We start from the raw sequence: 21,447 nt of genomic DNA, 5'->3' as shown, positions 1-21,447 counted from the left end.
GGGGTGAGGTGCCTTGCCGGGCGGGAGAGTTGGCCCCCTGACGTGGCGCTGTTCCGCGCCCGCGGGCCGAGGCGAGAAGGACCGTATACGGACGGCCCTCCGGGCCGCACTCGAATTCCTGTTGCGGCCGGTGGCCGGCCGTCGGCTCGCCGTGCCCGCGTCGAGCCCGCGAGGAAGCGCTGCGTCGACTACGAACCATGGAGTGACTGCCCATGCCGAGCCCTGCCGAACACCCCGACGGACCCGACGGGGAATACCTGTACCGGGCCGCGTCGCAGCGCCCCTACTTCAGTGCCGACACCGAGAGCTACCTCACCCCGACCGCGCTGCGCGAGGTCCGCAAGAAGCACCCGCTGCGGGTGCTCTCGGAGGAGGACCACGCGTTCTGGCGGACCTACGGCTACGTGGTGGTGAAGCAGGCGATCCCGGCCGGGGCCGCGCGCCGACTGCTCGACTTCGCCTGGGAGTTCCAGGGCCTGTCGCCGGACCGCCCCGAGGACTGGTACCGCGAGCGCGAGTACCGCGACGAGCTCGACCGGCACCTGCACGTCTACGGCTTCGTCGAGGCCTACCACCACCAGCTCATCTGGGACAGCCGCCAGTCGCAGCGCGTCTACGACGCCTTCGTGGACGTGTGGGACTGCGAGGAGCTCTGGGTCACCCTCGACCGGCTCAACCTCAACCCGCCGAACGTCCGCAACCGCGACCGCGCGCTGATCGAGCCCACCGACCGAGGCTTCGACATCGAGCTGCACTGGGACGTCGACACCACCCGGGACATACTGCCGCAGCGCGTCCAGGGCATCATCGCGCTCAACGACACCGCCCCCGACCGCGGCGGCTTCCAGTGCGACCCGGAGCTGTTCCGCCGCTTCGACGAGTGGCGGGCCGCCCAGCCGGCCGACCGCGACCCGATCCGCCCGGACGTCGACCGCGCCGAGTTCCCGGTCGTCCGGCCCGAGTTGAAGGCCGGTGACCTGCTGATCTGGAACGGCCTGCTCGCCCACGGCGTGGCGCCCAACACCTCGGCCGACGGCGTGCGCGCCGTGCAGTACCTGTCGATGATGCCCGCACTGGAGGAGTCCGAGAAGCTGCGCCGCTCCCGGGTGGAGTCCTGGCGCACGCTCGGCACGCCGGACTGGAACCGCACGCTGGTTGGCGACGCCGACCGGCCCGAGGCGCAGCGCTACGGAACCGCCGAACTCACCGAGCTGGGGGAGAAGTTGCTCGGCCTTCGGTCCTGGAGCGGCAAGCCGTTCGACGAATGCGGGGACACGGGGGAGCTGGAATGCGCGACGTCTGCCTGACCCTGCCCACCAACCGCGCGTGCGCGGACACCATCACCGCGATCGGCGCCGAAGCCGCCCACGCCGTAGAGCGGTTCGGTGTCCGGGTACACCTGTTGGTGCTGGACTCCGCCGAGCCCGCGGACCGTGCCCGGCACGCCGGGGCCCTCGCCGGCCTGCCGGCCGTCGACGGCGTGGTCGTCCACCACCTGGACGAGGACGCCCAACGTGCCTTCCTGTGCGAGGTGATCGACCGATCCGGCGAGGCCGACCCGGGCCGGCTGCTGCGCCTGATGCTGCCCGACGCCGTCTCCTACGGCGCCTGCACCAACCGGGCGTTCCTGCTGGCCGCCGCGCTCGGCTGCGAGTCGGTGCACCGCCGGGACTCCGACAGCCGGTACCAACTGCTCGACGGAGAACCGGTGTTCCCGATCGAGCACGAGCTGGCCACGCTCGGACTGAAGGCCGCCGACGCGGCCGCCGCCGTCACCGAGAACACCCTCGACGCGGCGCACGCGGACAAGCCGGTCGCACTGGTCGGCGCCTCCTTCGTCGGTGAACCCTCCGTCGACATCGGCGAGATCCGTGAACTCGACCCCGAGGTCCACCACGACGTGGTCGCGCTCTGGGCGCCCACCGGCGCGAGCGAGGAGAAGAAGCGCGAACTCGTCGCCGAGTCCTTCACCGGAGGCGGCACCGAGCCGTTCACCGCCGACCGCGCGGTGCTCGACCTGCCCGACATCTGGCACATCGACATGTGCAACATCGGCCTCCACCACGAGGTCTACGAACGGGTGCCGCTGCCGCCCGCCACCGACACCATCGGCAGCGACTACTTCCTGCACCACCTGGTGCGCGACGCGACCCTGCCGGGCGTCACCCACAACCGCCACATCGTCAACTACCACACCCCGGAACGGCGCACCGGCCCCGGCTTCACCGCCTACCAGCTGCGTTACGCCAAGTTCCTGCTCTCCATGCTCTACCTCTACCCGGTCTACTCCGAGATGGAGGCGGCCGGCGGCGCCCTGCTGGACGAACAGCACCGCGTCCGCCCCGAACCGATCGCCGAATCCGCCCGTCGCAGCGCCGCGACGGACCGCGCGGAGAACCACCGCAGGCTCGCCGAACTCGACCGCTGCTACCGACGCCTCGGCGGAAAGTACGCCGAGTTCGCGGACCACCTGGCGCCCCTGCGGGCACGCCTGCTCGACGAGGCGCAGACGGACATCGAGGACTTCGCAGCGCTGATCGACGCGTGGGGCCCGCTGGTGCGGGCGAGCAGGACCACCCCCGTCGACCGGCGGCCACGCTAGCCGGACGGGGAACTCCACGTGATACGCCAGACCACCAGCCATGCCACCAGCCATGCCACCGGCCACACCGCCGGTCACGCCACCAGCCATGCCGCCGGCCACCCCGGCGGCCGCGCCGGCGGCCACAGCGCCGCCCGCCCGCCCGCCCACCGTGCCCCGGCCGTCTCCGCGGTGCACACCGAGACGCGCCGCGCCGACGAGCACGACCTCACCGCGCTGCGCGCCGCACTCGCCGCCGCCACCGACGACCGGATCATCTACGACCTGGACGGCATCGGCCGTCAGTACGCCACGCTCTGCGCCGAACTGCCGGGCGTGGCCGTCCGCTTCGCGATGAAGGCCTGCCCGGTGGACGAGGTGCTGGACCACCTCGCCGCCCTCGGCTCGGGCTTCGACGCGGCGAGCCCGCAGGAGATCGCCCAGGCGCTGCGCACCGGTGTGCCGCCCGAACTGATCCACTACGGCAACACCGTCAAGTCCGACCGCAACATCGCCGAGGCCCACCGGCTGGGCGTGCGGGACCTCGCCACAGACAGCCTGGAGGACGTCGCGGCGATCGCCGAACACGCCCCCGGCGCACGGGTGTTCTGCCGTATCGCGACCACCGGCGAGGGCGCGCTGTGGGGCCTGAGCCACAAGTTCGGCTGCACGCCCGAGGACGCCGTGCGGGTGCTCGACGCCGCCCGCACCGCCGGGCTCGTGCCGTCCGGACTGTCGGTGCACGTCGGCTCCCAGCAGATGACCGCCGAGGCCTGGAGCGCCGCCGTGGAGTCGCTGGCCGCCGTACTGGAGGCGCTCAACTGGCGCGGCATCACCCCGACCCGGATCAACCTCGGCGGCGGCCTGCCCGCCCTCGGCGTCCTCGACCGCGGCGGACGCCCGCTCGACCCGCCGCTGGACAAGATGTTCGCGGTGATCCGCGAGGGCATGGAGCGGCTGAGCGCCGTCAACGCCGCACCGCTGGAGTTCCTGCTGGAGCCCGGGCGGCACCTGGTCGCCGACCACGGCGCGATCCGCGCCCACGTCTCCCGGCTCACCTCCCGCCACCGCCCCGACGGCACCCGGGAGGACTGGCTCTACCTCAGCTGCGGCAAGTTCAACGGCCTGTACGAGATGGACCAGCTCCAGTACCGGCTGGAGTTCCCCACCCACCCGGGCGGTCAGTTCGTCAACGCCGTGGTGGCCGGCCCGACCTGCGACAGCGACGACGCGTACGCGCAGGAGGGCGGCCTGGTGCGCGTCCCGCGCGCGATCGGCTCCGGCGAACCGGTCTGGATCCACTCCTGCGGCGCGTACGCCACCGCCTACGCCACCCAGGGGTTCAACGGCTTCGCGCCGCTGCCGTACAGCTGCATCGGCGGGCGCCGCGACGGAGGAGAGCGATGAGCGAGTACCGCATCCGGCTGCTCCGGGAGGAGGACTGGGACGCCGTGGTCGCGCTGGAGGAGCGCGCCTACGCCGCCAGCGGCCTGTCCGAGGGCCGCGAGGCGCTGCGCTCCCGGCACCGGGCCTCGCCGGACACCTGCTTCGTGCTGGAGCACCCGGGCGGCCTCGGCGGCTACCTGCTCGCCCTGCCGTACCCGCTGTTCCGCTGCCCGGACCTCGGCCGCGGCGAGGACGGGGCCGAGGCGGGCGAGCGGCCGACCAACATGCACGCCCACGACCTGGTGATCTCCGAGGACCTGCGCGGCCGGGGCCTGTCCCTGCGGTTGCTGCGGCACCTGGAGCACACCGCCCGGACGGCCGGCTACCGGAGCGCCTCGCTGGTCGCCGTCCGCGGTTCGCACGTGCTGTGGACCCCGCTGGGCTACCGCGCCCGGCCCGAGATCGACCTGCCCGAGAGCTACGGCACCCGGGCGGTCTACATGGCGATGCCGCTGGACGCCGTCCCGGTCCGGCCGCTGCCGCACTCCACCGCGATCCGCGGGCCGTACTCCAGAGCCGAAGTGGGCTGATACCGATGTCCCCCGTTCGCGACGACTTCCGCCGGTCCCAAGTGGCCATCGGCGCCCTGTTCTTCGTCCTCGGATTCCAGTACGCGACCTGGGTCTCCCGGGTGCCCGCGCTCAAGGCCCGGCTCGATCTGGGCGAGGCCCAGATCGGCCTGCTGCTGATGACCTGCGGAATCGGCGCGGCGGTGTCCTTCCCCCTGGTCGCGGTGCTGACCCGGCGGCTCGGCTCCCGCCTGCTCTCGGTGCTGTCCGCGCTCGCCCTCGGCGTGATCCTGCTCGCCCTGTCGGTGGTGCCGAACTACCCCGTGATGCTGCTGGTGCTGTTCCTCGACGGCGTCGCGGTCGGCTGCCTGAACGTCGCGATGAACGCCCAGGGCGCCGCGCTGGAGGCCCGCTTCGAGCGGGCCACGATGTCCCGGCTGCACGCCACCTTCAGCGCCGGTTCACTGCTCGCCGCCCTGCTGGCCTCGGGCGTCACCTCCGTCACCGGCACCCTGGCGGTGCACTTCGGGGTGGCCGCCGCGCTGCTCGCGGTGCTGGTCGTGACGGCCCGGCCGGGGCTGCTGGCGGACCGGCCGGCCAAAGCCGCCGAACCGGAGGAGAGGAAGCGGCGCCGCGGCTTCGTGCTGCCGACCGTCGCGACCCTCTGGATGGGCCTGGCGATGGTGTTCGGCACCGTCACCGAGGGCGCCATGAACGACTGGTCGGCGCTCTACCTCAAGGACTACGTGCACGCCGGCGCCGGGCTCGCCCCGATGGGCATCGCGGTGGTCTCGGTGATGATGGTCTGCGCCCGGATCTTCGCGGACGGCTGGCGCACCCGCTTCGGCGACGGCCGGATCGTGCGCACCGGCAGCCTGCTGGCCGGCCTCGGACTCGCCCTGGCCCTGGCGGTCGGCGGCGTGGTCCCGACCCTGCTCGGTTTCGCCTGCGTCGGCCTCGGCGTGGCCGCGGTGACCCCGTGCGTCTACGTCGCCGCCGCCCGGCAGGGCGCCGACGCCCTCTCGCTGGTCGCCGCCATGGGCACCACCGGCCTGCTGGCCGGCCCCGCCGTGATCGGTTTCATCGCCGGCGCCACCAGCCTGCTCTGGGGCATGGCCGCCGTCGCCGCCTCGGCGGCCGTCGTCTCCCTCTGCGCCACCCGGATCCGCTGGCCCGGCCAGGACACCTCCGCCGCCCCCGCCGCGGGACGCCCGGACGCCAACCCCTGACGCCCGCGTCAGGGGCAAGCCGACCGGGGGCGACGGTGTCTGACGGGGCGTGGGGGAAGCGGGTCTTCTAGAGTCACGGGTGGTACGGCCGTGCGACTTTGGTGCGTCCGTACGACCGTGAGCCGCACCGAGAGGAACGAGCAGCATGACCGAGCAGGCCCCCGAGCCCTTCGAGCCCGTCGACGAGGACTGGCAGACCGCGCTGGCGATCGTCGCCCACCCCGACGACATGGAGTACGGCGGGGCCGCGGCCGTCGCCCGCTGGACCTCGCAGGGCAAGAAGGTCGTCTACGCGATGGTCACCAGCGGCGAGGCGGGCATCGACTCGCTGGACCCGGCCGAGTGCGGCCCGCTGCGCGAGGCCGAGCAGATCGCCTCGGCGCGCGTGGTCGGCGTCGACACCGTCGAGTTCCTCGGACACCCGGACGGGGTCGTGGAGTACGGGCTGCCGCTGCGCCGGGACATCGCCCGGGTGGTGCGCAGGCACCGGCCGGACATCGTGATCACCAGCAACTTCCGGGACACCTACGGCGGGCAGTTCCTCAACCAGGCCGACCACATCGCGGTCGGCCGGGCCACCCTGGACGGGGTCCGGGACGCCGGGAACCGCTGGGTGTTCCGCGAGCTGCTGGCCGAGGGCCACGAGCCGTGGAACGGCGTGCGGCAGATCTGGGCGGTGGCCTCGCCGGACGCCGGGCACGCGGTGGACACCACCGCGCACTTCGACCGGGGCGTCGCCTCGCTGGAGGAGCACAAGGCGTACCTGGCCGGGCTGGGCGGGGCGATGGCGGAGCCGCGGGAGTTCCTGGAGGGCTTCGGCCGGGGCGCGGGCAGCCGGCTGGGGACGCGCTTCGCGGTGCCGTTCGAGGTGTTCCCGCTGCGCTGACCGGCGGCTACTCGGGCCCGGTGCCGGTGTCGGTGCCCTTGCCCGTGCCCGTGCCCGTGCCGCGCTGGCGCAGTACCTGCCGGAGCAGGACGGCGGCGACCAGTACGCCCAGCCCGACCGCGAACCAGACCTGGTAGCGCAGCGCCGTGCGGTACACCGCGCCGATGTTGGCCCCGGCGAGGTAGCCGAAGGTGCCCCAGACCGCCGTCCACAGCACCGCGCCCAGCAGGTTGAACGGCAGGAACCGGCGCCAGGGCATCTCCGTGGTCCCGGCGATGATCCCGTTGTACTGGCGCAGCCCGTCCACGAAGCGGGCGACCGTGACCACCTTGCCGCCGTGCCGGGCGAAGAAGTCCTCGGCGCGGTCCATCCGGGCCGGGGTGAGCAGCACGTAGCGGCCCCAGCGGTGGACGAAGGCGCGCCCGCCGGTGCGGCCGATCAGGTAGCCGAGGCTGTTGCCGAGCGCGGCGGCGCCGGCCGCGACCAGCAGGACGGCGGCGAAGTCGAGGTGCCCGGCGCCGGCGTACACCGAGGCCAGCACCAGCACGGTCTGTCCGGGCACCGGGATGCCGCAGTTGTCGAGCAGCACGAGCAGCGCCACCGCGAGGTACCCGTAGTGGTCCAGCAGTGGCGCGAGCCCGGCGAGTGCCCCGGGCAGCGGGGTCGTGGGAGCGGACACCGCTCCTCACCACCTCGCGCGGGGCGGGGTGACGGGGGTGTCGGTCAGAGGTTCGCCTCGCGACGCTCGATGTTGCAGTCGGGGCCCGGGTAGATCAGACCCTCGTGGCCGTCCTCGAACCGGACCATGTACGGCGGCTGTCCGTCGGTGCCGCGCACCTCGACGATCTCGCCCTTCTGGTCCACCATGCCCACCGACCTGCTGTGGATGTGGAGCTGGTCACCTACCGCTGCCTGCATGGTCTGCTCCCTCGGGTCGTGTGCCCGGCCGCCTCCACGGCCGTTCCCGCTATCCACTGTGCTGCGGGTGCGGCGGGCGCGCAACGCCTCGGGCGGACGGGGTGCGCGAGGGGCGCGGGGTCCGGCGTCAGCGGGCGGAGGACTGTTGCGCGAGGTAGCCGCGGACCAACCGCTTGCACTCGGCGATCAGCGCCGGATCGCCGTCGGGCGCCTCCCGGAAGGCCAGCTTGAGCACCGCGTCGGCGGCCTCCAGGGCCACCCGCAGGGTCAGCGTGGTGGCCGACGGGTCGCCCGCCCGGAACAGTTCGCCGCCGAGCGCCTGGAGCCGCAGCGCGACGGCGGTGTTGTTGTCCACGCCCGCGTCCAGCAGGTGCAGGTCGTCCTGGACGCCGCTGGGGACGGCCGGGCCCGCCAGGCCGAAGTCCAGCTGGCCGAAGCCCGGCACCGCGCGCTTCATCGCCACGAACTCCTCCACGGCCAGGTCGGTGAAGAGGGCGGGGCCGACCGGCGCGGCGGCGGCCAGCCGGGCGTCCAGGCGCTGGAGGTAGTGGTCGAGGTTGCGGGTGGCGAGTGCGGCCAGCAGGTCCTCCTTGCCGGCGAAGAACTGGTAGAGGGTGCCGATCGGCACCTGGGCGCGCTGGGCGACCTCCTTGGTGGTGAGCGCGGTCGCCCCGACCTCGTCCAGCAGCCCGGCGCAGGCGTCCAGGATGCGGCCGTACCGCTCCAGGCTGCGCTGCTGGACCGGGCGGCGCCTGACCGGTCCGGGGGCGGGGTGACTCCTGTCGCTCATGACCTCACTGTGCCGCATCCGCCGTGACGGCGGCGAATCACCGGGGCGCGAACGGCCCGGAGTTCCCCGTGGGGCGGGAGCCGACTGGTGGCCGGAGCTGAACGGCACGGTGGCGGGAAGGTGTCCACGAGCTGGTATAGGCCTTGTCGTGGACGCGATGACAGGTTCATACTCCTGGGGCGGACTACTTTGCGTGATCAACGCATGCCTCTTCGTGGTGATCGCGATTCAGCTGTGGCGGCCGAGACGCCTGTGACGGACGCACCGCCGCCACCCGAGGTCTGGACGACACCGTGTGCCTCCACTGCCCGCGCCACGTCCTGTGGCGTCACGACCCTGTGTGTGCCCGCCCGACGGAAGGAGGGGATCGGTTCGGTGACGCTGCACTCCGGAGGGCGTGAGGCCCTCGACACCGAGCACCGCCGCCAGTTCCTGGAGTCCGGATACCTGGTCCTGCCCGGCCTGCTGCCGGAAGCGCTGCGCGAACGGCTCGCCCCCGAGGTCGACCGGTGGGTGGACGAGGGCCTGCGGGCCCGGTCGATCGCCGCGTGCGCCGACCCCTTACGCCACGGACCGCCTCCGCTGCTGGAACTGGAACTGCCCGCCCACGGCGAACTCCTCACCCACCCACCGCTGCTGCGCACCCTGACCCGCCTGCTCGGGCCGGACTTCGTCTTCCACCACCTGCACAGCGACCGCCAGGACCCGGGGATCCCGGGCAAGGCCTGGCACCACGACTACGAGCCCAACGACCGCTCCGACCCGTCGCTGCTGATGGTCCACGCGCTGCACTACCTCGGCGGACTGGACGAGCGGGTCGGCAGCCTGGCCGTGCTGCCCGGCTCGCACCTGCGCGCCGTCGGCAAGTCCGCCTTCGCCCACCACGGCACCGCGGAACTGCCCGGCGAGGTGGTCCTCGACCGGCTGCCGCCCGGCTCGACGGTGCTGCTCAACTCGGCACTGTTCCACACCCGCAGACCGGCGCCCGAAGGGCCGGGCCACCCCCGGTACTTCGTCGACGCCTCGTACTGCCAGGTGGGGGCGCGCTGGCGCCCGGTGAAGCCCTATTGGCGGCAGATGCTCGCCCGGGCCCGCGAACTGGACCTGGCCGACGGCCAGTGGCCCGAGCTGTTCGCCGAGCGGCACTTCACCGAGTACACCGCCGGCGAACACGCCCGCACCGAGTACACCGGAACCGTCTGAGGAGCACTGCCGTGGAGATCGTCACCGCCGTCGCCTTCCCCGAGGTCCACGACGCCTACCTGCGGGACCACCCGGTGGAGCGGGCCCACGAGGCGAACAGCAACATGTACGGCGAGGAGAACCTCGAACGTGCCGACCGCATCCCCGGCGGCTGGTGGCGGATCCGGCTCTCCCGGGCGGACGTCCTGGGCGTCGTGCTGCCCTGGCACCTCAGCGAGGGCGGGGAGCTCGAAACGGTGCCGCGCTCCGGGCTGACGGTGGCCGAGGCGGCCGAGCGGATCCGTGCCGGCGGAGCCGCCTGGGCGGCCGCCAACCCGGTCTGCGCGGCCAAGCTGCGGCTGCTGCGGTGGGCACCGTTCACGCCCGTCTTCCTCAGCACCGCGCCGGTCGACCACTCCGACTACGGGGACCTCGCGGTCCGGTCCGGGCTGATCCACCTCGACGGCCTGCACCGCATGCTGGCTTGGGAGTTGGCCGGACGGTTGCCCGAGCGGGCGCTGCTCGACGGGTACCTGGTGGGCGACCCGGGGGTGGTCGCCGGGCCGGCCCGGGCGGGCCGGACGGGGGGCGAGTCGGCGTGACCCCCGCGACGCAGCACCTCCGCTCCGCGTCCCGCGGCCACGCGGCCGACCCCGTCCTCGGGGCCCGCTCGCTGCCCGAACTTCTCGCGCACCTCGCCCGGGCCCACCCCGACCGGCCCGCCCTGGGCGACGGGGTCCGCAGCTTCGACTACCGCACGGTCGACGCCGCGGCCGGCCGGATCGCCGCCCGGCTGGCCGCCGCCGGCACCGGCCGGGGCGACCGGGTCGCCCTGGTCGGGCCCCGGGATGCCCGGATGCTGGTGCTGCTGTACGGGGTGCTGCGCTCGGGTGCGGCGGCCGTGCTGGCCGATCCGGACTGGTCGGCGGCCGACCTGGCCCGGCGGCTGGCGTCCGTGCGGGTGGCCCGGGTACTGGCCACCGAGGGCGGGCTCGGCGGGGAGGTGGTGGATGTCGGGGCCGGGCGGACGCCGGGCGCCGAGGGCGCGGAGGCGCTGAGCGTCGAGGACGCCGGGGCGCCCGGCACCGGGACCGGGCAGGCGCCGGGCACCGGCGTCGGGGTCGCGCCGGTCGTCGGGGTCGCGCCGGTCGTCGAGGCGCTGCCTGGGCCGCGGTCGGCGACCGTCGAGGTACGGGGCGAGGACCTCGCCTACCTCTCCTTCACCTCCGGGTCGAGCGGCGAGCCCAAGGCGGTGGCCGTCACCCACGCCAACGCCGTGCACTACGCCCGGGCGCTGGCCGGGCGGCTCTGCCTCACCGAGGCCGACGCCCCGTGCGCCGCGCACGTCACCACCCTGGCCGCCGACCTCGGCCACACCGCCTGGCTGCTCGCCCTGGCCACCGGCGGCTCGGTGCACCTCGTGCCGGACCGCGAGGTGCGCGACCCGGAGGCCTTCTGGGCCTCGCTGCGCCGGGCCCGGGTGGACGTGCTGAAGACCACCCCCTCGCACCTGACCGCCCTGCTGGAGGGCCGTCCGGCCGACTCCCCGCCGCTGCACACCGTGCTGCTCGGCGGCGAGCCGCTGCCCCGTCCGCTGGCCGCCGCCCTGCTCGACCGGGGCACCACCGCGCGGCTGGCCAACCACTACGGCCCGACCGAGACCACCGTCGGCGCCACCTGCCTGCTCGTCACCTCCGCCGGCCAACTGCCCGCCGAGGAGCCGACCGTACCGATCGGCACCGGGATCGGCGAGGTGCTGCTGACCGTGGTGGACGGCACCGGCCGGGCGGTACCGGACGGCACGGTCGGCGAACTGCTCATCGGGGGCCGGGGCGTGACCGCCGGCTACTACGGCCGGCCGGCCGAGACCGCACGCGGCTTCGTCCGGCACGACGGCCAACTCGTCTACCGCACCGGGGACCTGTGCCGCCGGCGGGCGGACGGCGGCCTGGTCTTCCTGGGCCGGGTGGACCGCCAGGTGAAGGTCCGCGGCTACCGGGTGGACCTCGCCGAGGTCGAGCGGGCGATGGACGGTCACCCCGGCGTCGCCCGCTCGGCGGCGCTGCTGCGGGAGACCGCACTCGGCAACCAACTGATCGGCGTCGTCCGGCTGTTGGGAGGCGCCGGCGGCCCGGAGGGGCCGAGGGGAGCAACGGGGGCAACAGGGGCGGCGGAGTCGACGGATTCGGCGGGGTCGGCGGGGTCGGCGGGGGAGGAGACGCTGGAGGACCTGCGCGCGCACCTGCGGGACCGGCTGCCCGGCTACTCCGTGCCGCAGCCGATCCTGGTGCTGCCGCAGTTCCCGGTCGGGCCGAACGGCAAGCTCGACCGGCAGCGGCTGGCCGAGCTGGCGGCCGAACTGGTCGAGGCCCGGGCGGAGTCCAGCGGCACCGCCGGGAGCGGCCCGGCCGGGGAGATCGCCCGGTTCTGGGCGGGCGCCCTCGGCCTGCCCGCGGTCGGGCCGCGCGCCGACGTGCTCGCCCTCGGCGGGGACTCCATCCTCGCCATGCGCACCATCGCCTTCCTGCGGCGCTCCGGCCTGCGGGTCGCCTACGAGGACTTCTACCGGCACCCGACGGCCGAGGGCCTGGCGGCGGCCGCCGTCCCGGCCGCGCCGTCCGTCCCCGCCCCGCAAGGTGACGCCGGCGGCTACCGGCTCGCCCCGGCGCAGCGCTGGTTGTACCGGCAGTGGTCGCTGCGGGAGCCGCGGCACTGGAACCAGTCCGTGCTGCTGCGCTGCCGCACCTCCGTCGACCCGGAGGCGCTCTCGGTGGCCGTCGCGGCCGTCCTGGAGCGGCACCCGGCGCTGCGCCGCCCGGTCACCCCCGACGGCTGCGGCGAGCTCCGGGAGGTGGCCGGCCTCGACCCGGTCTCCTGTTCCCGGCTCCCGCGCGCGGCCGGGGAGATCGCCGACACCGTCGCAGGGGTCTGCACCGAACTCCACCGCAGCCTCGACCCGGCGGCCGGCCGGCTGCTGCGCGCCCACCTGTTCACCGGTCCGCCCGGCACCGACGACCGGCTCGCGCTGATCGCGCACCACCTGGTGGTCGACGGGCTGTCCTGGCGGATCCTGCTGGACGACCTGGCGCACGCGTACCGGGCGGTGCTCGACCGGAAGCCGGCCGATCTGCCGCCGACGGCGGACTTCTACGCCTGGGCGGCGGCCGCGTCTCCCGCTGCCGAGCCGGTCACCGGGGAGGCCGGGGAGCCCGAGGCCGGGGAGCCCGAGGCCGGGGAGCCCGAGGTCGGGGAATCCGCGCTCGGGGAGGGCGCCGTCGGAGAGGCCCAGGCGCCCGGCGCGCTCAGCTGGGCGCTCGACCCGGAGGCCACCGCCCGGCTGATCGCCCGGCACGGCGCCGGGTCCGGGCTGGAGGCCGTGCTGCTGGCCGCCTTCGCCGGGGCCGTCACCGGCGACAGCGGCCGCCCCCGGCTCGCGGTGGAGGTCGAGACCCACGGCCGGGACGCGGTCGGCGACGAGGGCGAATTCCTGGACACCGTCGGCTGGTTCACCGCCGTCAAGCACGTCGCGCTGGACGCCGGGGCCACCCCGGACACCGTGGCGCGGCGGCTGCGCGAGGCACCCGTCCGGCCGATGGACGCGCCCGGCGGGCGGCCCGACGTCGGCTTCAACTTCCTCGGCACCTTCCGGCTGCCCGAGGAACCCGCGCTGGACTGGACGGTCGCCGCCGAACAGGCCGGGACGGCCCGCTGTACCGGGGGCGACCCGCTGTACGAACTGCGCCTCACCGCACGGGTGGTGGAGCAGCGGCTGGTCGCCGACCTGGTGTACGGGCGGCCCGGCCTGCCGCACTCCGCCGCCGAGCGGATCACCGGGCGGTTCGCCCGGGCGGTGGCGGCCGAGGCGGGGGCCCCGGAGGCCGCACCGGTCGTCCGGGCGCCGCTGTCCACCTCCGGCCAGCTGCTGCACCCCGGCGTCGCCCCGGCGGCCCGGGCGAGGGTGCGCGAACCCGCCCGGGTACTGCTCACCGGCGCCACCGGCTACCTCGGGCGGCACCTGCTGGAGGCCTTCCTCCGCCGTGGCGCCGAGGTCACCTGCCTGGTGCGGGCCGCGGACGACGCCGAGGCGCTGAAGCGGCTCGGTGCCGGGGCGGCCGGTCCCGTCCGCGCGCTCGCCGGGGACATCGACCGGGACGGCCTCGGCCTCTCCCCGGCCGGGCTGGAACTCGCCCGGGGCGCCCACCTGGTGGTGCACGCGGCGGCGGACGTCCGGCTGGTGGCTTCGCCCGACGAGCTGGAGCGCACCAACCACACGGCGGTGCGGCGGCTGCTCGACTGGGTCGCGGAGAACGCGCCGGACACCCGGCTCCACCACGTCTCCACGCTCGCCGTCTCCGGCGGCGTCGACGGCCCGCCGCGCCGCTTCAGCGAGGCGGACCTGGAGATCGGCCAGTACTTCCGCACTCCGTACGAGCGGACCAAGTACCGGGCCGAGCAGGCCGTCCGCGCCTGGGCCGCCCGCGGGCACACCGCCCACCTCCACCGCAGCGGCCACATCGCGGCGCACAGCCGGACCGGCGCGTTCCAGGCCAACGCCGGCGACAACCGGATCTACCAGCTGATCCGCGGCTACCTGCTGGCCGGCGCCGCGCCGAGCCGGCCGGACACCGCCTTCGCGTTCTCGTACGTGGACACGGTGGCCGCCGGGATCGCCGCGATCGCCCTCGACCCGTACACCGCGCCCGGCGCGTACCACGTGGAGACGCCGCACGCCGTCCCGCACGACGAGCTGGTGCGGTGGCTGGCCGGGCACGGCCACTCCGTGCGGCTCACCGACGAGGAGGGCTTCGCGGCCGCCCTGGCCCGGGCCGAGCGCCGCCACCCGACGGCCGCCCGGGTGGCCGCCGCGTGGGCGGCGCAGGAGGAACGCCGGGTGCTGGTGGACAGCGCGTACACCACCGCGGTGCTCGACCGGCTGGGCGTGCGCTTCGCCGCGCCGACCCCGCAGTGGTGGTCGGCCGCGCTCACCTGGGCCGCCGAGGCCGGCTACCTGCCGGGCGCCGGCCCGATCCCACCCACCCGTGACGACATCCGTGACGACATCCGTGACGAACGTCGCGACCGACGTCGTGACGACATCCGTGAAGGCAGGACCAACCCGTGAAGGCAGGCCCCGTGTCCCAGCTCTCCCCGGCGCTCAAGCAGGCCACCCCGGTCGTCGCCGTACGCGGTGAAGGACTCCACCTCTACGACGCCGCCGGCCGCGGCTACCTCGACTTCACCTCCGGAGTGGGGGTGACCAGCACCGGCCACTGTCACCCGAAGGTGGTCGAGGCCGTCCGGGAGCAGGCCGGCCGGCTGATCCACGGGCAGTACACCACCGTGCTGCACGACCAGCTCCTCACGCTCACCGAGCGGCTCGGCGAGGTGCTGCCGCCCGGCCTGGACTCGTTGTTCTACGCCACCGCCGGCACCGAGGCGGTGGAGGCCGCGCTGCGGCTCGCCCGGCACGCCACCGGACGGCAGAACGTGATCGTCTTCGAGGGCTCCTTCCACGGCCGGACCATGGGCGCGGCTTCGCTGACCACGGCCGGCACCCGGTTCCGGGCCGGTATCGGCCCGCTGATGCCCGGGGTCGCGGTGGCGCCCTTCCCGGCCGCGTTCCGGCTGGGCCTGTCCGAGGACGAGGCCGTCGCGCACGCCCTGCGCGGACTGGACGAGGTGCTCGCCACCGTCTCCGCGCCCGCCGAGACGGCCGCCGTGTTCGTCGAACCGGTGCTCGGAGAGGGCGGCTACGTCCCGGCCCCGCCCGGCTTCCTGGCCGGGCTGCGCGAGCGGGCCGACCGGCACGGCTTCCTGCTGGTGGTGGACGAGGTGCAGACCGGCTTCGGCCGTACCGGCCGGTTCTGGGCCCACGAGCACGAGAGCGCCCACCCGGGCGGGGCCGGCGTCCGTCCCGACGTCCTGATCACCGCCAAGGGGCTGGCCAGCGGCTTCCCGCTGTCCGCGATCGCCGCGCCCACCGAGCTGATGGGGCGCGCCTGGCCGGGCTCGCAGGGCGGCACCTACGGCGGCAACCCGGTGGCCTGCGCCGCCGCGCTGGCGACCCTGGACGTGCTGCGCGAGGAGCGGCTGGTCGAGAACGCGGCCGAGCAGGGCGTCCGGCTGCTGGCCGGGCTGCGGGCGGTGGCCGCCGGGACGCCCGGGATCGCCGACGTCCGCGGGCTCGGGCTGATGGCCGCCAGCGAGTTCTGCCGTCCCGACGGCACGCCGGACCCGGAGGCGGCCCGGCGCGCCCAGCAGGCCGCGGCCGAGCACGGGCTGCTGCTGTTGCTGTGCGGGATCCACCTCAACGTGGTCCGGATGATCCCCGCGCTGGTCGTCACGGCCGAACAGATCGACGAGGGCCTGGAGCTGTGGGCGAAGGCCGTTGCGGCCGGCGACCGATAGGGAGGAGAGGACATGGATGCGGTGACCGAAATCGGCTGGAGCAGCCTGGAGTTGGACGCCCGGCGGGAGCTCTGGTCGCTCCCGCTGGGGGAGCGGGAGCGACGGCTGCTCTGGGCCGACGCGCGGGCCGGGCGGTGGGACGCGGCCGGGAAGGTGCGGGCCCGGCTGCGGGAGTTCGTCCGGAACGCCGCCGACTCGGTCGGCATCACCCATGTGAGCGGCCTGGTGGACCCGGCCCACCCGGAGCAGGAGATCACCGAGGTGCTCTCCTTCCTGCTGCGGGACTTCGGCCGGATCGTCCCGCAGAACGGGCGCGGCGACCTCACCTCGGTGCTGCACGACCAGGACGGTGACGGCAACACCGAACTGGGCTTCCACTGCGACACCTGCGACCTGCTGGTCCTGCTGTGCCTGCGGCCCGCCTTCGACGGCGGCGGGCTGACCAAGCTGGCGAGCGCCCGGCACGTGCACGACCTGATCCAGCGGGAGCGGCCCGACGCGCTGGCCACGCTCCGCGAGGAGTGGACCTTCGAGCGCAGCGGCCGGGCCGGCCCGCAGGTGGTGGTCACCCCCATCCTGTACGACCGCAAGGACGGGACGGTCGGCTGCTACTACCAGACCCGCACGGTCCGTTCCTCGCCCGACCGCGGCGGGCCGGACCTGACGGACCGTCAGTGGGAGGCGCTCGGCGTGCTGGACGAGGTGCTCTACCGGCCGGAGATCGCCTTCGGGCTGCCGATGGCCGCCGGGGACCTGCTGATCATCCGCAACAGCCGTGTGCTGCACGGGCGTTCGCCGTTCGTCGACGAGCCGGGGCCGTACTCCCGGCGGATGCTGCGGGTCTGGGTGAACGAGGGGGAGGAGTGGGCGCCGTGACCAGCGGAGGAGATCCCGGTGCGGTGACCGGGCCGCACGGACGGGTGGCGATCGTCACCGGCGGGGGCAGCGGGCTGGGCCGGGCCTCGGCGCTGGCCCTGCTGGCGGCCGGCTGGACCGTGGTCGTCGCCGGGCGCCGCAAGGACGCGCTGGAGGGGACCGCGGCCCTGGCCGGCCCGGCCGCCGACCGGGTGCTGCCCGTCCCGACCGACATCCGCAGCCCGGAGGAGGTCGCCCGGCTCTTCGACACCGTCCTCGACCGGTACGGCCGACTGGACCTGCTGTTCAACAACGCGGGCGCCGCCGCCCCGCGCCGGCCGATCGCCGAGACCCCGTTCGAGGACTGGAACCGGGTGCTGGACACCATCGTCACCGGCGGATTCCTCTGCGCCCGCGAGGCCTTCCGGGTGATGAGCACCCAGTCCCCGCAGGGCGGACGGATCATCAACAACGGCGCGCCCTCGGCCTACGTGCCGCGCCCCAACTCGATCGCGTACACCGCCGCCAAGCACGCCGTCCTCGGCCTCACCAAGGTGCTGGCCCTGGACGGCCGGCCGTACGGCATCTCCTGCGGGCAGATCGACGTCGGCAACGTCACCCCGGTGGACGGCGGCCCGCAGCCCGCCGCGATGCAGGCCGACCGGACCATGGCCGTCGAGGCGACCATCCCGGTGGACCGCTTCACCGAGGCGCTGGTGCTGATGGCCTCGCAGCCGCCGGACACCACCATCCAGTCCCTGGTGGTGCTGCCGACCACCATGCCGTTCGTCGGACGGGGTTGAGCCGTGCTGGTCAGTGCACGCTCCTTCGCGGAGTACCGGGCGATGTTCGCGCTGGGGGAGCGGGACCTGGAACAGCGCATCCTGGACTGCCCGGCCGGCGCGGCGAGCTTCGTCGCCGAGGCCGGACGGCGCGGTGTCGACGCCGTCGCCGTCGACCTCCAGTACGCCGAGCACCGCGAGGAACTGGGCCTGCTGGTGGAGCGGGAGACCGCGTTCAAACGCGAGCTGCTGGTGAAGGAGACCGAGGGCTGGGACCGGTCCTGGTACGCCGACGCGGACGACATGATCCGCCAGTGGACCGCCAACGCCCGCACCTTCCGCGCCGACATCGCCGCCCGACCCGAGCGCTACGTGGCCGGATCGCTGCCCGAACTCCCCTTCGCCGACGACTCCTTCGACCTCGTGCTCAGCTCGCACCTGCTGTTCTCCTACGGCAACCGGCTGGACGAGGACTTCCACCGGGCGGCCCTGCTGGAACTCGCCCGGGTGGCGCGCCGGGAGGTCAGGATCTTCCCGCTCGTGGTGTACGACACGGGAGTCCGCTACCAGGGGCTGGACCGGCTGCGCGGGGAACTGGCCGAACTCGGCGTCCCGAGCCGGGTGGAGCAGGTGTCCTACGAGTACCGGCCCGGGGGGAACGAATTGCTGGTGCTCTCCACCGCCGCCCACCGGCCGTCGGCCCGGACCGCACCGGGTGCGGCGGGCGCACCGGGCGCGGCGGAGGCCGTGGACCCGGTGCGGTGGCGGCACCGGGAGCCGGGGGCCTGAGCGGCCGGCGGTCGCGGGCCGGACGACGGGAACCGGGGTGGGCGCGGCGGCGTTGCCGCGCCCACCCCGGTGGTCCCGCGGGGCGGTCAGTTGACGAAGACCGCCGGGCCGCCCGCCTGGCTGGTGTCGGCGACCGGGCCGTACGTCGCGGAGAAGTAGCCGTCGGCCGGGCAGAGCGTCGAGCCGCCGCTCTTGGCGAAGTGCTCGGTGCGGAACGCCAGGCTGTGCGCGGCGTTGTCGGCGTTGCCGGTGAAGGCGCCGCTCAGCTGGTAGGAACAGGTGATGGTGCCGAACCAGGTGTCCAGGACGGCGGTGGCCTGGATCGTCCCGGCGGACCCGCCGGTGAGGGCGACCGGCAGGCCGGGCGCGTCGGAGACGGTGACGCCGTACGGCAGGTTGCCGACGGTCAGGCTGCGCACCGAGGTGACCCCGGTGACGTTGGCCGTGCACGAGCCGAAGGTCAGCCCGGTCAGCGAGGCGGTCGCGCTGCCCGGCGCCGCCGGGTTGCCCAGCACCGAGGCCGAGAGCTGCGACGTGGCGCAGGTGACGCCGGTGGTGCTGGTCGCGGTCGAGTAGAAGGTGGCCTTGCTGCCGGTGGCGAGCGGCGCGGAGAGCGCGTCGCCCACGGCGACGGCGGTACCGCCCGCGCTCCCGGTGGTGAGCACCGGACCGGCGGCGAGGGGCTGCGGCGACGCGGAGGCGGGGGCGGCGGCCAGTGCGCCGGCCGCGCAGACGGCGGTGACGGCGGCGGCGGTGACGGCGAGGTGACGGCTGAAGCGCATGGGAAAACCTCTTCCTCGGTGAGGGGCGAGAAGACGTCCTCTCGCGGCTCCCGAGCGGTGGGGACCGGGGAGCGCGCGGCGTTTCCGGGTTCCCTACGGTCCAGCCGTGACCGTGCGCCGTCAAGGCGATGGGACGAACTTGCTGACTTTTCGTCAATAAACCCCAACTCGCCGTCTCTGCGGTCTGGTTGACCGCCGGCTCACCGGCCCGACCCCGCGACCCCGAGGGGCCGGAGCACCCGGCGGCCCCGCCGCCTGCGAGAATTCCGGCATGGCTGAGCACGACAGCGACCACGGCTACCTCCTGGACAACCGCCAGTCGGAGGCGGGAATCCGCTTCCGCGCCCTCGCCGAGCTGTTCGACCCGGTGACCTTCCGGCACGTCGACGCCCTCGGAATCGGCCCCGGCATGCGCTGCTGGGAGGTCGGCGCGGGCGGCCCCTCGGTGCCGCTCGGTCTCGCCGAACGCGTGGGCCCGACCGGCACGGTGGTCGCCACCGACATCGACGTCTCCTGGACCGCCCCCGCCGCCGGCGGGGTGATCGAGGTGCTGCGCCACGACGTGGCCGCCGACCCGCCGCCGCCCGGCGGCTTCGATCTGGTGCACGCCCGGCTGGTCCTGGTGCACGTCGCCGACCGCGCCGAGGCCCTGCGCCGGATGGTCCAGGCGCTGCGCCCCGGCGGCCGACTGCTCCTGGAGGACGCCGACCCGGCCCTCCAGCCGCTGCTCTGCCCGGACGAGTCCGGGCCCGACGAGCGCCTCGCCAACCGGCTGCGGTCGGGCTTCCGCACCCTGATGGCCGGGCGCGGCGCCGACCTCGCGTACGGGCGGACGCTGCCCCGGGCGCTGCGCGAGGCCGGCCTCGTCGACGTCCGGGCCGACGCCTACTTCCCGATCACCTCGCCGGCCTGCGCGGTCCTGGAGGACGCGACGGTCCGGCAGATCCGCGGGCTGCTGGTGCGGGAAGGGCTCGCGACGGACGAGGAGATCGACCGCCACCTGGCCAACGTCGCCGGCGGCCGGCTCGACCTGGCCACCGCCCCGATGATCTCCGCCTGGGCGCGCCGGCCGTGAACCGCCGCCCGGCCGCGGACCGCCGCCCGCGGCTGCTCGTCGTGAGCGGCCCGCCCGGGGCGGGCAAGACGACGCTGGCGCCGCCGCATCGCGCGCGGCGAGCGGCCGATCGAGTCCTGGACACCGATCGCGCTGGACGCCCCCTGCCTGGCCGTGGAGACCACCCGGGGCTGGAACCCGCCCCTGGAGCGGATCACGGCCTTCGCCACCGGCGCCGCCGAGGATCCCTCCGGCCGGGCGGGGAAGCGGGGGCCGTTCTCGGTCTAACCTCGACGGTATGGACGCGTTCGAACACCCGGACGGACGGGCCGCCGTGCCACCGGGGGAGGGGCTGGAAGCCCTGGTGGGGCTGCTGGACCGGCGTGGCACGGTGGTGCTCAGCGGGGCGGGCCTGTCCACCGAGTCCGGGATCCCCGACTACCGCGGCGCCACCGGACGCCGCCGCGGCGGCACCCCGATGACGTACCAGGAATTCACCGGCAGCGCCGACGCCCGGCGCCGCTACTGGGCCCGCAGCCACACCGGCTGGCCCGCGATCGCCGGGGCCCGGCCCAACGCCGGACACCACGCGGTGGAACGGCTGCGCCGGGCCGGGCACGTCGCGGCGGTCATCACCCAGAACGTGGACGGTCTCCACCACGCGGCCGGCACCCGGGAGGCCGTCGAGCTGCACGGCGGACTCCGCCGGGTGGTCTGCCTCGACTGTCGCCGCACCAGCACCCGGGCCGAGCTGGATCGGCGGCTGGAGGAGCTCAACCACGGCTTCCGGCCGACCGGGGCGGAGCTGCGGCCCGACGGCGACGCGCAGCTGCCGCAGCCCGTGGTGGACGGCTTCCGGGTCGCCGCCTGCACGGACTGCGGCGGAGTGCTCAAACCCGACGTGGTCTTCTTCGGCGAGAACGTCCCGCTGCCCCGGGTCGAGCACTGCTTCGAACTGGTCGACGCGGCCAGTTCGCTGGTGGTCCTCGGCTCCTCGCTGGCGGTCCTGTCCGGGCTGCGCTTCGTGCGCCGCGCCGCCCGGTCGCGGCTGCCGGTCGCGATCGTCAACCAGGGGCCGACGCGCGGCGACGAACTCGCCGCGCTCCGGCTCGACCTGCCGCTGGGGCCGGCCATGACGGAGGTCGCCCGGCTGCTCGACGCGGCCTGACGGGCCTGTTCGGGCAGCGGGCGGCCCGATCGGTGCCCTGAGCGGCCTGTTCGCGGCCCTGGTGGGCC

At 74.8% G+C, this 21,447-nt stretch carries 19 protein-coding genes; 15 read left to right on the top strand and 4 right to left on the bottom strand.

Features of this window, described 5'->3' with window-relative positions:
* Positions 1–212: 212 nt before the first annotated feature.
* The 6 genes from ACWGJO_RS24175 (at position 213) to ACWGJO_RS24150 (ending at position 6,651) form a co-directional block, all read left to right on the top strand.
* Positions 213–1,307, top strand: a complete 1,095-nt coding sequence (locus ACWGJO_RS24175; protein ID WP_452186747.1) for a phytanoyl-CoA dioxygenase family protein — start codon at positions 213–215, stop codon at positions 1,305–1,307.
* The gene (locus ACWGJO_RS24170) at positions 1,289–2,602 is read left to right on the top strand and encodes a DUF6271 family protein (RefSeq protein ID WP_452186745.1); all 1,314 of its coding nucleotides are present in this window, start codon (positions 1,289–1,291) and stop codon (positions 2,600–2,602) included. The genes ACWGJO_RS24175 and ACWGJO_RS24170 overlap by 19 nt, the downstream gene beginning before the upstream one ends.
* 171 nt (positions 2,603–2,773) lie before the next feature.
* Positions 2,774–3,988, top strand: coding sequence for a type III PLP-dependent enzyme (locus tag ACWGJO_RS24165; RefSeq protein WP_452186786.1), 1,215 nt, complete (start codon positions 2,774–2,776; stop codon positions 3,986–3,988).
* On the top strand, positions 3,985–4,557 hold the full coding sequence (locus tag ACWGJO_RS24160; RefSeq protein ID WP_452186743.1) for a GNAT family N-acetyltransferase: 573 nt from the start codon (positions 3,985–3,987) through the stop codon (positions 4,555–4,557). Before ACWGJO_RS24165 ends, ACWGJO_RS24160 begins: the two co-directional genes overlap by 4 nt.
* A 5-nt stretch (positions 4,558–4,562) precedes the next feature.
* Positions 4,563–5,765 (top strand): MFS transporter, encoded by a 1,203-nt coding sequence (locus tag ACWGJO_RS24155; RefSeq protein WP_452186741.1) that lies wholly within the window; start codon positions 4,563–4,565, stop codon positions 5,763–5,765.
* A 145-nt stretch (positions 5,766–5,910) separates the two neighbouring features.
* Positions 5,911–6,651 (top strand): PIG-L deacetylase family protein, encoded by a 741-nt coding sequence (locus ACWGJO_RS24150; RefSeq protein ID WP_380540520.1) that lies wholly within the window; start codon positions 5,911–5,913, stop codon positions 6,649–6,651.
* 7 nt (positions 6,652–6,658) lie between these two features.
* Here the strand turns inward: ACWGJO_RS24150 and ACWGJO_RS24145 are convergent, their stop codons facing one another.
* The 3 genes from ACWGJO_RS24145 to ACWGJO_RS24135 form a co-directional block, all read right to left on the bottom strand.
* Positions 6,659–7,330 carry a DedA family protein gene (locus tag ACWGJO_RS24145; protein WP_452186738.1) on the bottom strand — a complete coding sequence of 224 codons (672 nt, stop codon included), beginning with the start codon at positions 7,328–7,330 and terminating at the stop codon, positions 6,659–6,661.
* A gap of 44 nt (positions 7,331–7,374) precedes the next feature.
* Positions 7,375–7,569, bottom strand: a complete 195-nt coding sequence (locus ACWGJO_RS24140; RefSeq protein WP_359898515.1) for a DUF1918 domain-containing protein — start codon at positions 7,567–7,569, stop codon at positions 7,375–7,377.
* 127 nt (positions 7,570–7,696) lie between these two features.
* A complete protein-coding gene (locus tag ACWGJO_RS24135) occupies positions 7,697–8,359 on the bottom strand; it encodes a TetR family transcriptional regulator (protein ID WP_387728081.1) in 663 nt (220 codons plus the stop codon).
* Positions 8,360–8,734: 375 nt separating this feature from the next.
* Between ACWGJO_RS24135 and ACWGJO_RS24130 the strand changes: the two genes are divergently transcribed.
* The 7 genes from ACWGJO_RS24130 to ACWGJO_RS24100 are packed head-to-tail and all read left to right on the top strand — an operon-like array spanning position 8,735 to position 18,375.
* Positions 8,735–9,562: a phytanoyl-CoA dioxygenase family protein gene (locus tag ACWGJO_RS24130; RefSeq protein ID WP_452186736.1), complete on the top strand. Its 828-nt coding sequence runs from the start codon at positions 8,735–8,737 to the stop codon at positions 9,560–9,562.
* An 11-nt stretch (positions 9,563–9,573) separates the two neighbouring features.
* Positions 9,574–10,143, top strand: a complete 570-nt coding sequence (locus ACWGJO_RS24125) for a DUF6309 family protein (protein ID WP_452186734.1) — start codon at positions 9,574–9,576, stop codon at positions 10,141–10,143.
* Positions 10,140–14,663 carry an AMP-binding protein gene (locus ACWGJO_RS24120; RefSeq protein WP_452186732.1) on the top strand — a complete coding sequence of 1,508 codons (4,524 nt, stop codon included), beginning with the start codon at positions 10,140–10,142 and terminating at the stop codon, positions 14,661–14,663. The genes ACWGJO_RS24125 and ACWGJO_RS24120 overlap by 4 nt, the downstream gene beginning before the upstream one ends.
* Before the next feature lie 11 nt (positions 14,664–14,674).
* Complete coding sequence (locus tag ACWGJO_RS24115; RefSeq protein ID WP_452186784.1) at positions 14,675–15,949, top strand: aspartate aminotransferase family protein; 1,275 nt, start codon at positions 14,675–14,677, stop codon at positions 15,947–15,949.
* A gap of 12 nt (positions 15,950–15,961) precedes the next feature.
* The gene (locus ACWGJO_RS24110; RefSeq protein ID WP_452186730.1) at positions 15,962–16,825 is read left to right on the top strand and encodes a TauD/TfdA family dioxygenase; all 864 of its coding nucleotides are present in this window, start codon (positions 15,962–15,964) and stop codon (positions 16,823–16,825) included.
* The gene (locus ACWGJO_RS24105) at positions 16,822–17,607 is read left to right on the top strand and encodes an SDR family oxidoreductase (protein WP_452186729.1); all 786 of its coding nucleotides are present in this window, start codon (positions 16,822–16,824) and stop codon (positions 17,605–17,607) included. Before ACWGJO_RS24110 ends, ACWGJO_RS24105 begins: the two co-directional genes overlap by 4 nt.
* A gap of 3 nt (positions 17,608–17,610) precedes the next feature.
* Positions 17,611–18,375, top strand: a complete 765-nt coding sequence (locus ACWGJO_RS24100; protein ID WP_452186727.1) for a methyltransferase domain-containing protein — start codon at positions 17,611–17,613, stop codon at positions 18,373–18,375.
* Positions 18,376–18,461: 86 nt separating this feature from the next.
* Here the strand turns inward: ACWGJO_RS24100 and ACWGJO_RS24095 are convergent, their stop codons facing one another.
* Positions 18,462–19,157, bottom strand: a complete 696-nt coding sequence (locus ACWGJO_RS24095; protein WP_452186725.1) for a Tat pathway signal sequence domain protein — start codon at positions 19,155–19,157, stop codon at positions 18,462–18,464.
* Between the two features lie 271 nt (positions 19,158–19,428).
* Here ACWGJO_RS24095 and ACWGJO_RS24090 point away from each other — a divergent pair, with 271 nt between their 5' ends.
* Together ACWGJO_RS24090 and ACWGJO_RS24085 are read left to right on the top strand one after the other, a co-directional pair.
* A complete protein-coding gene (locus ACWGJO_RS24090) occupies positions 19,429–20,232 on the top strand; it encodes a class I SAM-dependent methyltransferase (protein ID WP_359898524.1) in 804 nt (267 codons plus the stop codon).
* A gap of 277 nt (positions 20,233–20,509) precedes the next feature.
* Positions 20,510–21,379: an NAD-dependent protein deacetylase gene (locus ACWGJO_RS24085; RefSeq protein ID WP_452186723.1), complete on the top strand. Its 870-nt coding sequence runs from the start codon at positions 20,510–20,512 to the stop codon at positions 21,377–21,379.
* Positions 21,380–21,447: the final 68 nt, after the last annotated feature.

The organism is Kitasatospora sp. NPDC054795 (assembly GCF_053611565.1).
The sequence above is the reverse complement of the archived record's forward strand: the minus strand, read 5'-3'. Positions and strand labels throughout refer to the sequence as shown.